Genomic DNA, 13,970 nt, shown 5'->3' with positions numbered 1-13,970 from the left:
GCCATGCTCCCTCTGAAGTAGTGTATGCGTATGTACGGCAGCCACGACAGATGGGATGCCTCCCGGCGTCTCACCTCGGCTGGTACCCGGTGCGGGGCCACATGGCGGGCACATTGCTCGGGCGCGCGCAGGCTTCCACGGCTTTCGTCAGAGCTGGTCAGGCCGCTCGCGTGGCGCCGCCTCCTTCCGCCGAGCGGTGGCCCACACTACGATCTGCGCTCGGGATGTGAAGCCGAGCTTGGTCAGAATGTGTTCCACATGTGCCTCGGCCGTGCGACGTGAGATGACCAATGTCATGGCGATCTCCTTGTTGCTCATGCCCTGGGCCACCAGGTCGGCGACTTGGTGTTCGCGCCGGGTGAGCGGAGTGGGGTCGTGGCCGGATGCGGGTGGCTCCGCCTCGGGACGCTGGTCCAGGGCGTACGCAACGACGTCGTCGAAGGAAAGACGTGCCCCGCGTTCGACGGCCGTTGCGAAGGCCTTGGTCCCGAGGGCGTTGCGGCACTCTGCCACGCATTCGTCGTGATATCGCGCATGCGGGAAACCGAACAGCGGGGCACCGACGGTGCGCCATACGGCGTCAAGCGTACCGAAAAGCTGCGCGGCACGCTTGGTGTCGCCCTGAGCTGTCGCGCACCAGGCCAGGACTTCGATGGCTTGTGCGGTGCCGATACGGTCTCCGCTCGCCCAATGCGCCCGCGCGGTTTCTCGCGCTTGAGTGACGGCCTGGGCGACCTCTCCCCTGCGCCAGTGCTCAAGGGCCTGCACCCACCGACCGTAGGGTACGAGCCAGGCCGCACCGTGCCGGCTGCACAGGTCGATGCACTCCGCAGCGGACCGACTCGCCTGCTCCCCGTCGCCAAGGCCCGACGCCGCAAGCGCCAGCCGGTACAGGGCCACGACAGTGCCGAACGGGTCACCGATGGCGCGGAGTTCCTCCGTCGCGTGACCCAAGAGACGGACCGCGGTCGCGAAGTCGGCCTCCGCCATGGCGACGTGGCCGGTGAACAGTTCGGCGTAGGCGCGCGCAGAGCTGTCACCCAACTTCTGGGCAAGGCTGGTGCTTTCCGTGAGCATCGCCCGCGCGGCGTCGTTGTCCTGCTGCAGGACCGCCAGGGCTCCGTTCGCCCACAGCGCGTGTGCCCGTGCCACGGTGGGAGCGGTGTCGGCTGCAAGGAGCAGATCCAGCCAGCGTCTGCCCTCGCTCAACAGGCTTGGTTCACGCCACCACGTGAACCAGAGCAGGGCCGCGGCCCGCATGCCGACTGCCGCCTCCCCCGGCTGGGCCGAAGAGAAGCCGAGGGCGGCTCGCAGATTGGCATGTTCGAGCCTGATCCGCTCAAGGCGGGACGGCCCCTCGGGGCTGAACAGATCAGCACCGGTCTCTTCCATCAGCCGCAGGTAGTGATCGCGGTGTCGACGCCGCCACGCGAGCACGTCGCTTTCCTCGGCCAACTGATCTTGCCCGAACTGCCGGATGGACTCGAGCAGTCGGTAACGGACGCTGTTCTCGTGCTCCTCACGGAGCAGTACCGACTTGTCCACCAGGCCCGCCACCACGTCGAGCACCGCCGTACGAGGCAGCTCGTCATCGGAGCACACCTCTTCGGCCGCGTCGAGGTCGAAGCTGCCGGCGAAGACCGAGGCGCGCATCCAGAAGGTCTGCTCGGCGCGCGAGCACAAGCGGAAACTCCAGTCCACGAGATCGTGCAGCGTCTGCTGTCGCGGCAGGGCCGCACGGCTCCCGCCGGTGAGCAGCCGGAACCGTTTGTCGAGCCTCTCCAACACCTGCTCGGGCGAGAGGGCGCGAAGCCGCACCGCACTGAGTTCGATGGCCAGCGGCAGCCCATCCAGCCGGCTGCACAACGCGCCGACCGCTTCGGCATTGCGTTCGGTCAGCGTGAACCCGGGCAGCACAGAGGCAGCCCGGGTCACGAAGAGGTTGACCGCGTCGTAGGTCAGCAGCTCAGCGATGGAGGTCGCCGCGTTCGGGTCGGGCACGGCCAGCGGCCGTACGACGAAGATCTGTTCGCCGGGGAGGCCCAGAGGCTGACGGCTCGTGGTAAGTATCCGGATGTCCGGCCCGGCTCGCATGAGCGCGTCGGCCACAACGGCGCACGCGTCCAACAGATGCTCGCAATTGTCCAGAATCAGCAACAGAGTTTTGTCGGCGAGGTATTTCGAGAGGAACTCGATCGGCTGACGCACGGATCGCTCGCTGATGGCCAGTGCGTCAACGATGCTGTGGGCGACCAAAGCCGGATCGTCTAGCGGGGCCAGCTCAACGAGCCAGATGCCGTCCCGGAAGGCCCGTCGGACCTCGGCCGCAACGTGCATGGCAAGGCGGGTCTTGCCGACTCCGCCCGGACCGGTCAACGTCAGTACCCGCGACGAGGACAGCAGGCCACGAATATCGGTGACCTCCTGTCTGCGGCCGATGAACGGCGTCGACTGCGCTGGCAGGTTGCCGGCCGAGGCTTGTGACCTGGAGGTCGACATCTGGTACCTCGCGTCGGAGAGACCCCGGCGATGCGCTTCAGCGTTCAGCTCCGGCCTCCGTCTGGCTTGGACTGCGATGGCTTGGCTGTCGTGCCGGTTTGTCCGGACACTGACGGTGCGCCGACACGCTCAGGTGTGGCATCGGGACCAAGTCGTCCATAGGCCACCCCGTCTGAACACCGCTCCTGTCCCGTGCCGGCCGACGCCTGCCGCTCACCCGGGCCGCAAAGTCCCCACCCGCACGATCTGGCGGTGCATCGCGACCGAACCCGGCCGCGTGCATCGCCGTGACGCCGGTCGGCGGCGCCGGTGGCTCCGGGTCAACCGCCCCACTCACCGCATGCCAGGCCGGCGTTCTCCGCAATTGACGACCGGAGAATCACTCACCTGCGGCCTGGGCCCGTCTGGACTTCGATACGTCGCTGCCACACCGAGACCCCAGGTGCCGGCCACCGGCTACGGCGTCAGCAGCCGTGTCGGCTGCAGCACGACCTCGATCAGCGCGTCGTGGTGAAGGTGCGCGATCGCCTTGTACTCAGGCCCGCGTATGAGGTCCGCGAACGCCTGCCGGGTGGGGTATCGAGAGATGACCACCATGTCCCACCCCCGCCCGTACTCGCCGATGAGCACGGGATCTCCCTCGCCGGCGTAGATGATCTCCCCTCCGAAACGGGGCGCAAACTTGTCAGCCTCGGCAAGGTACTCGGCATACAGTTCCCGGCCTCCGTCCGGCTTGAACCTCAAGAGGTTCAGCAGGTAGACCGGGCCTCCGGGGTCTTCGTCGAGCATGCGCTGGAGAGCGGCGTCCGATATGGCGACACTGGAAGGTGAACTGGCCATGGCTCCTACATCCGTATGGAAGGCGCGCAGAAGAGCGGTGATCGAAGGGTGAACGGTGGACCGGTTGCCGGATTCCCCGGGGGCTGTCCGGCGACGCCGGCCGGGCTCAGACGGATGCGCGGCGGTGTCCGACGAGGTAGCCGATCACAAGCGCGACCAGCACGGGCGCGCCGACGCGGCGCACCGAGCGGATCACCGGCTCACCGAGAAGCGCTACGAGGTCGAGCGAATCGTTGCTGTCCTGAACGCTCGAGACAGCGGGCTCGGAGACGCTCGCCACCCCCGGCGACTTCGCCGGAGTTTCGGTCGGAGCCTGCTGTTCACCGGCCATCAGTCGCTCGAGGTTCTTGGCGAAATCGGCAAACATCCGCTTGGCGATCTTTTCCATGGCGCCGCCGCCGAACTGCGCGACGCGGCCACGCACCTGCAAGTCGGTGGTGACCACGAGGCGGGAGCCGTCCCCCTCGTCCACTACGGAGCCGATGATCCGGGCCTGAGCAGAGCCTTGCCCGTTGGTCTCCTCCCCCGACGCCAGCAGCACCGCACGCCGGGCGCTTGGGTCAAGCTCGTCAAAAGTCACCGACCCTCGGTAGTTCGCGACGATCGGGCCGACCTTGATGCGCATGGCACCGCGGTAGGCCTCCCCGTCACGGCCTTCCAGGCGGGCGCCGGGCAGACACGTCGCGACACGCTCGACATTCGTCAGCGTGGCGAACACCTCGTCGGTCGGCTGTGTCAGCTTGATCTCATTGGTGAATTCCATGTTCGTCCTTTGCCACGAGCTGATACGGACAGAGAGCTTTCCTGCCGCCGCCGAGGTCCCGATGAGGCGCACGGACAGACGATTTATACGTCTGCAGCAGCTGCACTCGCAATAGGGATAGCCTTGGATTCCGCAGTCGGTGGGCTTCCGGACCGGGCTCCGGCTACTCGCGCAGCTGGGACCGCCCCCTACCTGGACGCGGCAGACCTATGGCTTGCGGCAGCACGTTGCTGAGGCAGGCCCAAGCATTGTCGGCAGTTACGCAGGTGTGTGCGCAGCCCCGCTGACCTGTGACAGTCGGAGAGCCGGGCGTCGCTGTGCTCGATCGACGGATGTCAGCGCCCCAACCGTTCGCCGGTCCCTACGCCTTTGCGGGCGATCCGCACCCCCAGGCACTTGCCGCAGACCGATTTTCGCATTTCAGAGGGGTCGTTCGCCAGTGTTGGCCTGGATCTGGCGGAGTTCGTGAGAGCGATCGCGTGTGAAGGTGTCTCTCGCGGGGAGGAGGGCGGCCACGAGCCCCGGCCCCTCTATGTCACCGGTGTTACCGCCTCGGCCACGAGGGGGCTTGCCCCGGTGAGCCAGGGGATCTACGAGTTCGCCCGTCCTTTCCAGAGCGGTGTCGTGTGTCGAATACGACAGGAGACAGGTCGAGCAATTCATCGGCGCCGAGCCTGTCGGACACGGCTTGATCAGCTGAGCCGACGCACCGGCCCACGATCAGTTCAAGAAGCGGCTGGCGGCGGTGGGCAGTGCATCTCCAAGCCGGACGGCGCGCGCGCCGACGGCGAGCGACGCGGCAGGGGGGCGTTTGCGGCCATCGGCTCCGTCAGGAATGCGTACAGAACGACGGCGCGACGGCGTGAGCCCGACGTCATGCCGCGCCCATCGGACGCAAGCACTCGTGTGAGACCGACCACGGGCCGGCGGGCGTAGGACACTCGTCAACCGCACGCGTACCGAGTTGCACGAGCGCCTGGCGCGGCTCGGCACGCGCGGCCGTCGATGTGCGCGATCCGGCGGCGATCGCCGCCGGATCGCGACTCCACGTCGCGATAGCCACCGCTCGACGTGCTCGGGAATCGCGCCGGAGTCAGCTGCCCGGCCGCAGACGCTTCTGCCGCCGCGCGGACGATTCCACGGCCTGTACCGGAAGCAAGCGCATGCTGGCCCGCCAGGCGCATCACGAGACGTTCCGCGGCGGTGCAAGTGTCCGGCGCGAGACGAACGTCGGCTCGAACACCCGGCGGCGTGGCCTCAGCGGCTTGTCTGCCTGGAGCCGTTCCACGAGCAGTTCCGCGGCCGTGTTGGCCATCTCGACCATCGGCTGCCGCACGGTCGCAAGCCCGAACATCTCCCACTGGGCGAGCGGGATGTCATCGAAGCCGACGAGTGCGACATCTCCGGGGACGCCGACTCCCGCATGCGTCGTACCGTTGAGCGCGCCGATCGCGATCATGTCGTCGGCACAGAAGACAGCGGTCGGCGGGTCGGGCGTGCCGAGCAGTTCGAGGATCCCGTCGTAACCGGTCTCGTACGTGTACTCGCCGTAACGGACGAGGCTCTCGTCGAGCGCGATTCCGGCAGCGGTGAGGGCCGCGCGGAAGCCACGTTCACGGTCACGGCCCGTGCTCGTATTGGCCGGCCCGAAGATGGCGCCGATACGGCGGTGGCCGAGCCGTACCAGCTCACCACCGATGAGCGAGCCGCCGAGAGCGTTGTCGGCGATCACGCAGTCGGCCGCGACGTCGTCGGCGTAGCGGTTCAGGAATACGAATGGAAGGTCGCGCTGAGCGAGCTCGTACGGCAGGTCGGAATCCACCGTCACCGCAGCGAGCACGACTCCGTCGAGCGAGCGACAGATCAGCCGTTGCAGCACTTGCGCCTCGGCCGCGTCCGTGAGCAGGACCATCCGGTAACCGTGCCGTTCGAGCGCCTCGTGCAGCGGGGCAACGATAGAGTGGTAAAAGGGACTCGTCAGATCCCCGACGACCATGCCGAGCGTTCGAGTCGAGCGCGTCGACAGGCTCCGTCCCAGTTCGCTCGGGATGTAGCGGAGCTCAGCGGCCGCGGCGCGGACGCGCTCAGCCGTCGCGGGCGCCACACGTGGGTCGCCGCGCAGCGCTCGCGACACCGTCGGCTGCGATACGCCTGCCGCTCGTGCGACATCGTGGCTGGTGACTGCCAAGAGTGCGCCTCCATTCTTACTCTCACGCCGCAAATCCTAGGCTGATCATGGCAGTCGCCTCGGCTGTCGCAGCTGTTGGTGATGGTCTTCAGGTGCATGCCGACCTCGAGGCCACCAGTAGCGAGTGGCGTCGGCGACGGGGAGGACGTTCGCCTCAATCCCCGCTCGACCAGGTGCAGTTGACCCCGTGATCGACATCGTCCACAGCCGCGCGCGAGTTGGCCCGTGCTCGGCCTGCCGGAGTATAGCTTTCACCGGAAGCGGGTCGTCGCGGACGGTGAAGATCTCGGCCATTCCTTTCGGCCGGGCCGTCCCGGCCCCACCGAAGAGCCGACGCTTCGGCTCGGCGACGTAGCCGTCCCCCCGGCCGGCAGTAGAGTCGCGCGGGATCGTCTTGGCGACGTACGCCGTCACCGCGATCACCTACACGCTTCCGAGCGGGAAGACCTCATCTGGGCCGCCGATCTACATCGTGGCGCATGCGACCGCACCAGCAAGCGGAATCGCGAGACCGACGGACGCCCTCGCACTCTGCGATCTACACGGCGATCCCGCCATGTATGCGGAGATGGGCAACCCGTAGCGGCCACCGTGGACGCATGATGCCATGTCGGCGACCGCAGGCTCCGGCGGACGAGCGTCTCCGCGACCGCTCTCGACCTCGTAAATGACGGCGGGCGGCACCGGCGCGAACGCTTGCTCTTGACAGGAGGACATGACGCCGACTCGCGTGCTCCCGCCTGCCGGAACCGGGAGGCGCATCAGCTCCAGCCATGGAGCCGCGACGGGCGCTCGTGCACACCAGCGACGACTCGCGTGCCCCCCACCTGCACCTCGCGCTCCGCCATCAAACCAGGAGGCGGCTCGCTTCACGACTTCTCTCACCATGTCTCCTACAGAGATCTTGACTACGTATGCTCACTATGCCACGCTCACCAACCTGGTTCAACGTTGGCTCAACCGAAGGGAAAGAGATGAAGCTCGGAGTATTCCTCCCCATCGGTAACGGCGGTTTCGCCATCACCACGACGCCTCCGAAGATCGAACCGTCATGGCAGCTCAATCGCGATATCGCGCAGCTCGCCGAGGAGATCGGCTTCGACTTCGCCATGTCGATGATCAAGCTCCACGGGTTCGGTGGCCCGAGCCGTTTCTGGGACTCGGCGCTGGATTCGTTCACGCTGATGGCAGGTCTTGCGGCGGCCACGAAGCGGATCAAGGTCGTGGCGACGGTGCCGATGCTCGCGATGCATCCGGCGATCACCGCTCGCCAGGCGATGACGGTCAACGAGATTTCCGGTGGTCGGTTCATGCTGAACCTCGTCACCGGTTGGCAGCGCGCGGAATACGCGCAGTACGGGCTTTGGCCCGGCGACAAGCACTACCACGACCGGTACGCCTATCTCAGGGAGTACACCCGCGTCATGCAGGACCTGTGGGCGACGGGCGAGTCGAACTTCAAGGGCAAGTACTTCCAGATGGAGGAGGCGCAGTGCCTCCCGACGCCGCCGGGAGGGCGCATCCCGCTGGTGTGTGCGGGGCGGTCGGAGGAAGGACTGCGATTCACCGCGGAGATGGCTGACTGGTCGTTCATCAGCGGAGATTCCGAACAGTTCCTGGACGCCAAGCGGGCCCTCGACAAGGCGACGGCAGCGACAGGCCGGAAGGTGGAGACACTGCCGAACGTCCATCTCATCATGGGCGCGACGGACGCGGAGGCCCAGGAGCGCTACCAGGCAATCGTCGACGGCGCGGACACCGAGGCGATCGACCGGATGCGCCACCAGATGGGCATGAATGTGAAGTCCGGAGGCACCGCGGGCACCGCCGAGGCCGCGCTGAAGATCTCGCTGTTCATCGGCACAGTCCCGGTGATCGGGTCTTACGAGACGGTGGCGCGCAAGCTGCGCGACCTCCATGAGCAGGGTCTCGACGGCTTCATGTTCAACTTCTCGGACAACCTCCGCGACATGCGCGACTTCGCGGAGCACGTGATGCCGCGTCTGGGCATTGAGGCGGCCACCCGTGTCTGAGCAGCGAACCGAACGATTCCTTGTGACGGGTGCCTACGGCTGCATCGGAGCATGGGTGGTCCGTCAGCTCCTCGACGAAGGCGCTCCTGTCGTGGCGCTCGATATGAGCGACAACGCCCACCGTCTGCGGCTGCTACTCACTGACGACGAGTTCGACGCGCTTCCCCACAGCCGGACGGACATCACAGATCTGGCCGCGTTCGAGCGTGCGCTGGACGAGCACGAGATTACCAACGTGATCCACCTGGCGGCGCTGCAGGTTCCTTTCTGTCGTGAGGACCCGCCCCTGGGCGCTCGTGTCAACGTCGTCGGCACGGTGAACGTGCTGGAGGCTGCCCATCGGCGGCGCTCGCGGCTGGCCCCCGTCGTGTACGCGTCGTCCATCGCGGCGTACGAGGATGTCGACGCCGGCAGCGAACGGTCTCCCAGTCCCGACAGTGGGACGCCCAGTACGCTCTACGGTGTCTACAAGCGGGCCAACGAGGGCAGCGCGGCGGTCTACTGGCGCGACTGTGAACTCCCGACCGTGGGGCTGCGCCCCTCGACCGTCTACGGTCCAGGGCGTGACCAGGGCGTGACATCGACGCCGACACTGGCCATGCTCGCCGCCGCGGCCGGCGAGACGTACCACATCCCCTATGGCGGCCGCTTTCCGATCCAGTACGCCCCCGACGTGGCCCGCACGTTCATCGCTGCCTCCCGCAGTTCCGCCGGCGGGGCAGCGGTGCACAACATCTCCGGCAACGTCGTGAAGATGAGCGACATCGTCGACGCGATCGAGGCGGCGGTGCCCGAAGCAGCCGGCCGTATCACATACGCCCCTACGCCTCTGCCGTTTCCCGAGGAGGTCGACTCCAGCTCGCTGGTCGACGCGATCGGCCCCGCCCGGGATACCCCGCTCCACAAGGGGGTCGCCGAGACCATCGACCGCTTCCGCCGGCTCCTGGACGACGGGCTCATCTCGTTCACCAACGGGTAACCGGGCCGTGCGGTGCACGGAATCGGCGAGGCGCCATGATGAAGGAAGTCGTGCAGCCGGAGTGTCGTCGTTCTGTCGTGACGGCCGCCGGCAGCGTCTCCGCGGTTCCTGACGCACGGTGCCCAGCACCTGCTGGCCGGAACATGCGCTGACGTTCGCCGGCGAGTCCACGGACGTCCTCAACGGCATATGAGCGTCGGCAACCAGCGCCATGAGGCCGTCGTCGGGCACAAGCTCGGCGACGAGTCACGCCGACGCACCTTGTATCTAGGTGCATGCGTATGACGTGACGCGGCATGGTGTGTCAAGAGAGGAATGGAATGTGAAACCAGCACCGTTCGTCTACATCGCGCCCGACAGCCTAGGCGAGGCTCTTGAAGCGCTTGGTGAGTATGGGGCTGATGGAAAAGTCCTCGCGGGTGGGCAGAGTCTCGTCCCGATGATGAACATGCGTCTCGCCCGGCCGAGTACGTTGATCGACATCACCAGGATTCCGGGCCTCGCCGGGATCCGCCACAACGGACGCATTTCGATAGGCGCTACGACCCGGCAGAGGGAAGTGGGCGCGGACGCCGACATCGCAAAGGAGTTCCCGGTCATCCCGGCCGCGCTCCGTCACGTCGGGCACATAGCCAACCGAGGGCGCGGAACATTCGGGGGCAGCGTTGCGCACGCCGATCCCGCTGCGGAGATCCCGGCCGTGATGCTCGCTCTGGATGCGGAGATGGTCATCCATGGTCCTGACGGGGAGCGCGTCATCACTGCGGATGACTTCTTCCTCACCTACTACACGACCGACCTCGGCTTCGATGAGGTGTTGACAGAGGTCCGACTGCCTCACCGGGCGCCTACGACATGGGGCTTTCGGGAGGTCGCGCGCCGCCACGGCGACTTCGCCCTGACCGGTGCGGTGGTCACCGCCACGACGGATGCCGACGATGTCGTGCAGTCGGCGCGCGTGGTGCTCTTCGGTGTGACGGACCGGCCGGTGCGTGGCGTCAGTGCTGAAAAAGCCCTCGTAGGGCGGCGCCTGGGAGACGCGGGACTGGCGGAGGAAGCCGGCCATCTCGCGGCCCAGGGCATCGATTTCACCTCGGATATCCATGTCCCTGGCACGTATCGCCGGGACACGAGTATCGCGCTCGTCCAGCGCACGATCCAGGACGCCGCGCGTACGGTTGGGAGCTGATATGTCAGTTGAGAAGCGGCAAGGCCCGACCATGGTGGAAATGAGGGTCAACGGCGCGCTCCATGCGGCGATCGCCGAGCCGCGCATGTTGCTGAGCGACTTCCTTCGTCACGCACTCGGCCTGACGGGTACACACGTCGGTTGCGAACAGGGTGTTTGCGGTGCCTGTACCGTGCTCGTCGACGGCACACCGGTCCGATCCTGCCTGACCTTCGCCGTGCAAGCCGCCGGCGCTGAGGTCAAGACCGTCGAGGGACTCGCGGTCGGCGGCCGGATGGCGGCGGTGCAAGAGGCGTTCCGGTCGGAACACGGGCTGCAGTGCGGATTTTGCACTCCGGGTTTCCTGATCAGCGCCGATGCGTTCCTCGATGAGAATCCGGATCCGACCGATGAGGAAATCCGCGAGAGCATGTCGGGCAATGTGTGCCGGTGCACCGGCTATCAGGGCATCATCGCCGCTGTGCGGAGGGCCGCCGAACTGCGCGGGAGGGTGGAACATGGTGCGTGAGGCCGCGGCTGTGCCGCAGCACCGCTATGTGGGTCAGGCCATCAAGCGAGTGGAGGACCCGCGGCTGCTCAGGGGGCAGGCGGAGTTCATCGACGATCTGGAGCTTCCCGGCATGGTGCATGCTGCGTTCGTGCGCAGCCCCCACCCCCACGCGCGGATCGTGTCGATCGACACTTCCGCGGCTCGTGCGCTGGACGGTGTCGTGGCCGTCTTCACCGGGCAGGATTTCATCGACCTTAAGCCGCTGGTGGCGGATGGCCTGGCCATCGAGGAACTGCTGGCTCCGCCGCGTCACCCGTTGCCGACCGACAAGGTCAGGTTCGTCGGGGAGGCAGTGGCGGTGGTGGTGGCGGTCAGCCCGTATGTGGCCGAGGACGGGCGAGACCTGGTCGAAGTGACCTGGGAGCCGTTGCCGGCAGTGCTGGATCCCCACCAGTCGCTGACGCCGGACGCGCCGCTGCTGCATGAGGAACTCGGAACGAACAACTGCGCGCACATCGAGGGTTCGGCGGGCGATCCCGACCGGGCGTTCGCCGAGGCCGACCATGTCTTCACCAAACGGCTGCGGCACGGGCGCTCGACCGGCGCGCCGATCGGACTGCGCGGCGTGGTCGCCCGGTACAACGAGCAGGGTGGCGGGCGCTTCACCGTCTATTCCTCCTCCCAGATGCCGCACGTGCTACGCAATGTGGTCGCGGACTCGCTCGGCGTCTCCGAGGGGCGCGTCACGATACGTACGCCCGATGTCGGCGGCGCTTTCGGTCTGACCTGCACCGTCTTCCCCGAGGACATCGTGATCCCAGCTCTGGCGCGGCAGCTGGGCCAGCCGGTCAAGTGGGTGGAGGACCGCTGGGAGAACCTGGCCACCTCGGTGCATTCCAAGGGAATGGACTGCACGATAGAGATCGCGGTCGATTCCGACGGCACGTTCAAGGGCTTCCGCGGCCATTTCATCACGGACACCGGTGCGTACTCGTCCCTGCCGCCGACGCCGCTGACCGACTCCATGACCGCTGCGACGATGCTGCCCAGCGTCTACACGGTCGAGGATGTGGCGTACAAGGTCGACAACCCGTTCACCAACAAGTGCCAGATCGGGTCGATCCGCGGCGTGGGTTGGGAGCCGGGACAGTTGCTGCGGGAAACGGCGATCGATGAAGTCGCCCACGGCCTGGGCCTTGACCCGGTCGAGCTGCGGCTGAAGAACATGATTGGGCCCGAGCCCCGGCGGGCGGCGTTCGGCCAGACCTACGACGGCGGCAGCTACAAGGAGTCGCTGGAACTGGCCCGCGACGAGATCGGTTACAAGGCGTTCCGCGAACGCCAGGCGGCGCTGCGCGCCGAGGGGCGCTATGTCGGCATCGGCTTCAGCCCGTTCATCGAGCCCACCGGCTGGGGCACCCGGACCGGACACAGCAACCGGCGGCCGGAGAACTCTTTCGACTCCGCGACTGTGACGATGGAACCGGACGGTTCGGTCACCGTCAGCACCGGACTGCACTCCCACGGCCAGGGCCACGAGACCACGTTCGCGCAGGTCGCCGCCGACGAGCTCGGGGTGCCGCTCGAAATGGTCCGCGTGCACTATGGCGACACCGACAGCGCCCCCTTCGGGATGGGCACCTTCGCGAGCAGGAGTGCGGTGATCGGCACAGGATCGATCACTCGTGCCGCCGGTGTCGTGCGCGAAAGGCTGCTGGGGCTGGCCGGCGAGATGATGGAGGCCAGTCCGGAGGACATCGAGCTGCGTGACGGCAAAGCGATGGTCAAAGGCGCTCCCGGACAGGCGGTGGGGATCGACGACGTTGCCCGGTTCGGCTATTTCGGCGGCTTCTCCCGCACCGAAGAGGTGCAGCAGAGTGGGCTGACGGCGACGGCCGGCTACGACCCGGGCGAGACCTACGCCAACGGCTGTGCGGCGGCGATCGTCGAGGTTGACGTGGCCACGGGCGAAATCACGCTCGAGCGTATCGTGGCGGTCGAGGACTGTGGCGTTGTGCTGAACCCGCTGATCGTCAAGGGACAGGTGGCCGGAGCGGTTGCCATGGGCATCGGCATTGCCTTGCTGGAGGACCTGGTCTACGAGGACGACGGCGAGTTCGTCTCCGGAAGCCTGTTGCACTACCTCTACCCGACAACGGGCGAGGTGCCGGCGCTGACGCTGCACAACATCCAGACGCCCTCAGCGGCGAGCGTGAACGGTGTCAAAGGTGTCGGCGAAGCGGGCACGATCTCAACGCCTGCGGCGATCGTCAACGCCATCACGGACGCCCTCAGCCCGTTCCGTGTGAGTATCGAGCGCGTGCCCGTCACACCGATGTACCTCCTTGACCTACTCAGAGCCGAACCCGCAGGTAGTGGCGGATCCGACGCCGGGTGACCGGTGCTGGGTCCAGTGAGGGTCATGGCCGTGGTGACAGATGAGGCCAGGTGCGGGCAGGCCGAACCCGGTATCCGTGCCGGGTGGACGGCTTTCCACGGCGGGTCGCAACTGATCACCTGCGGCCGGGCGGCGACATAGCGGCCGAGCAGTGGGCCGAACTCCACGGTGCGTTGATCAGGTGCGCGTATGCGTAGGCGGAGTAGAGTCCGCCGCTCAGGGCGCGAGCGAGTTGGTCTTCGCCTACGGTGTGGCAGCGTCGCGAGCGCGGGTCGGAGCGCAGGGACACACCTCGTTCGTCCACACCGATGCGCCAACGGCCGTGGACACGAGGGCACGTCTCGACGAACGCCCTTGTGCACAAGGCTCCTGTCCGGCTCCGGTGCGGTGACAACCGGCGGCCTGGCCCGGAGATGGCCTGGTCGGCCTCCTGGTGGCCGGGTCGGACAGAAGGCTGTAATCGGTATACATCCGCCTCGCCGCAAGACACCGGGTCTACTGACGTTGTCACCGTGATGTCGTCAACGTGAGCCCTGTTTCAGCAAGGCATCCGTCGATGAGGTTGCTGTGGTACTGGATCTGGCGGAGACC

General features: G+C 66.9%; 9 protein-coding genes and 1 pseudogene. 5 read left to right on the top strand and 5 right to left on the bottom strand.

The genetic code is table 11. The features are described 5' to 3' along the window. Positions 1-147: 147 nt before the first annotated feature. The 4 genes from ACWC2T_RS40920 to ACWC2T_RS40905 all read right to left on the bottom strand — a co-directional run bounded on the left by ACWC2T_RS40920 (position 148) and on the right by ACWC2T_RS40905 (position 6,290). Positions 148-2,499, bottom strand: coding sequence for an ATP-binding protein (locus ACWC2T_RS40920; RefSeq protein WP_450675378.1), 2,352 nt, complete (start codon positions 2,497-2,499; stop codon positions 148-150). 456 nt (positions 2,500-2,955) lie between these two features. Further along, on the bottom strand, positions 2,956-3,288 hold the full coding sequence (locus ACWC2T_RS40915; protein WP_450675377.1) for a DUF1330 domain-containing protein: 333 nt from the start codon (positions 3,286-3,288) through the stop codon (positions 2,956-2,958). 157 nt (positions 3,289-3,445) lie between these two features. Continuing rightward, positions 3,446-4,102 (bottom strand): SRPBCC family protein, encoded by a 657-nt coding sequence (locus ACWC2T_RS40910; protein ID WP_450675376.1) that lies wholly within the window; start codon positions 4,100-4,102, stop codon positions 3,446-3,448. Between the two features lie 1,183 nt (positions 4,103-5,285). Then, the gene (locus ACWC2T_RS40905) at positions 5,286-6,290 is read right to left on the bottom strand and encodes a LacI family DNA-binding transcriptional regulator (protein WP_450675375.1); all 1,005 of its coding nucleotides are present in this window, start codon (positions 6,288-6,290) and stop codon (positions 5,286-5,288) included. Between the two features lie 974 nt (positions 6,291-7,264). Here ACWC2T_RS40905 and ACWC2T_RS40900 point away from each other — a divergent pair. The 5 genes from ACWC2T_RS40900 to ACWC2T_RS40880 all read left to right on the top strand — a co-directional run bounded on the left by ACWC2T_RS40900 (position 7,265) and on the right by ACWC2T_RS40880 (position 13,379). After that, positions 7,265-8,323 (top strand): LLM class flavin-dependent oxidoreductase, encoded by a 1,059-nt coding sequence (locus ACWC2T_RS40900; protein ID WP_450675374.1) that lies wholly within the window; start codon positions 7,265-7,267, stop codon positions 8,321-8,323. Beyond that, positions 8,316-9,302 (top strand): NAD-dependent epimerase/dehydratase family protein, encoded by a 987-nt coding sequence (locus ACWC2T_RS40895; protein ID WP_450675373.1) that lies wholly within the window; start codon positions 8,316-8,318, stop codon positions 9,300-9,302. Before ACWC2T_RS40900 ends, ACWC2T_RS40895 begins: the two co-directional genes overlap by 8 nt. A 322-nt stretch (positions 9,303-9,624) precedes the next feature. Next, positions 9,625-10,491 carry an FAD binding domain-containing protein gene (locus ACWC2T_RS40890; protein WP_450675372.1) on the top strand — a complete coding sequence of 289 codons (867 nt, stop codon included), beginning with the start codon at positions 9,625-9,627 and terminating at the stop codon, positions 10,489-10,491. Between the two features lies 1 nt (position 10,492). Next, positions 10,493-10,999: a (2Fe-2S)-binding protein gene (locus ACWC2T_RS40885; protein ID WP_450675371.1), complete on the top strand. Its 507-nt coding sequence runs from the start codon at positions 10,493-10,495 to the stop codon at positions 10,997-10,999. Next, positions 10,989-13,379: a xanthine dehydrogenase family protein molybdopterin-binding subunit gene (locus tag ACWC2T_RS40880; RefSeq protein WP_450675370.1), complete on the top strand. Its 2,391-nt coding sequence runs from the start codon at positions 10,989-10,991 to the stop codon at positions 13,377-13,379. Before ACWC2T_RS40885 ends, ACWC2T_RS40880 begins: the two co-directional genes overlap by 11 nt. A 507-nt stretch (positions 13,380-13,886) precedes the next feature. Here the strand turns inward: ACWC2T_RS40880 and ACWC2T_RS40875 are convergent. Next, positions 13,887-13,970, bottom strand: a pseudogene (locus tag ACWC2T_RS40875) (transposase); the annotation flags it as partial.

The organism is Streptomyces sp. NPDC001393 (assembly GCF_053597455.1).
Note: the sequence above shows the minus strand (reverse complement) of the source record. Positions and strands in the feature narration are given on the sequence as shown.

What these genes read in the sequence shown, in the direction of transcription:
- ACWC2T_RS40920 (WP_450675378.1), bottom strand. Translation starts at nt 2,499, where the DNA reads ATGTCGACCTCCAGGTCACAAGCCTCGGCCGGCAACCTGCCAGCGCAG.
- ACWC2T_RS40915 (WP_450675377.1), bottom strand. Translation starts at nt 3,288, where the DNA reads ATGCTCGACGAAGACCCCGGAGGCCCGGTCTACCTGCTGAACCTCTTG.
- ACWC2T_RS40910 (WP_450675376.1), bottom strand. Translation starts at nt 4,102, where the DNA reads ATGGAATTCACCAATGAGATCAAGCTGACACAGCCGACCGACGAGGTG.
- ACWC2T_RS40900 (WP_450675374.1), top strand. Translation starts at nt 7,265, where the DNA reads ATGAAGCTCGGAGTATTCCTCCCCATCGGTAACGGCGGTTTCGCCATC.
- ACWC2T_RS40885 (WP_450675371.1), top strand. Translation starts at nt 10,493, where the DNA reads ATGTCAGTTGAGAAGCGGCAAGGCCCGACCATGGTGGAAATGAGGGTC.
- ACWC2T_RS40880 (WP_450675370.1), top strand. Translation starts at nt 10,989, where the DNA reads ATGGTGCGTGAGGCCGCGGCTGTGCCGCAGCACCGCTATGTGGGTCAG.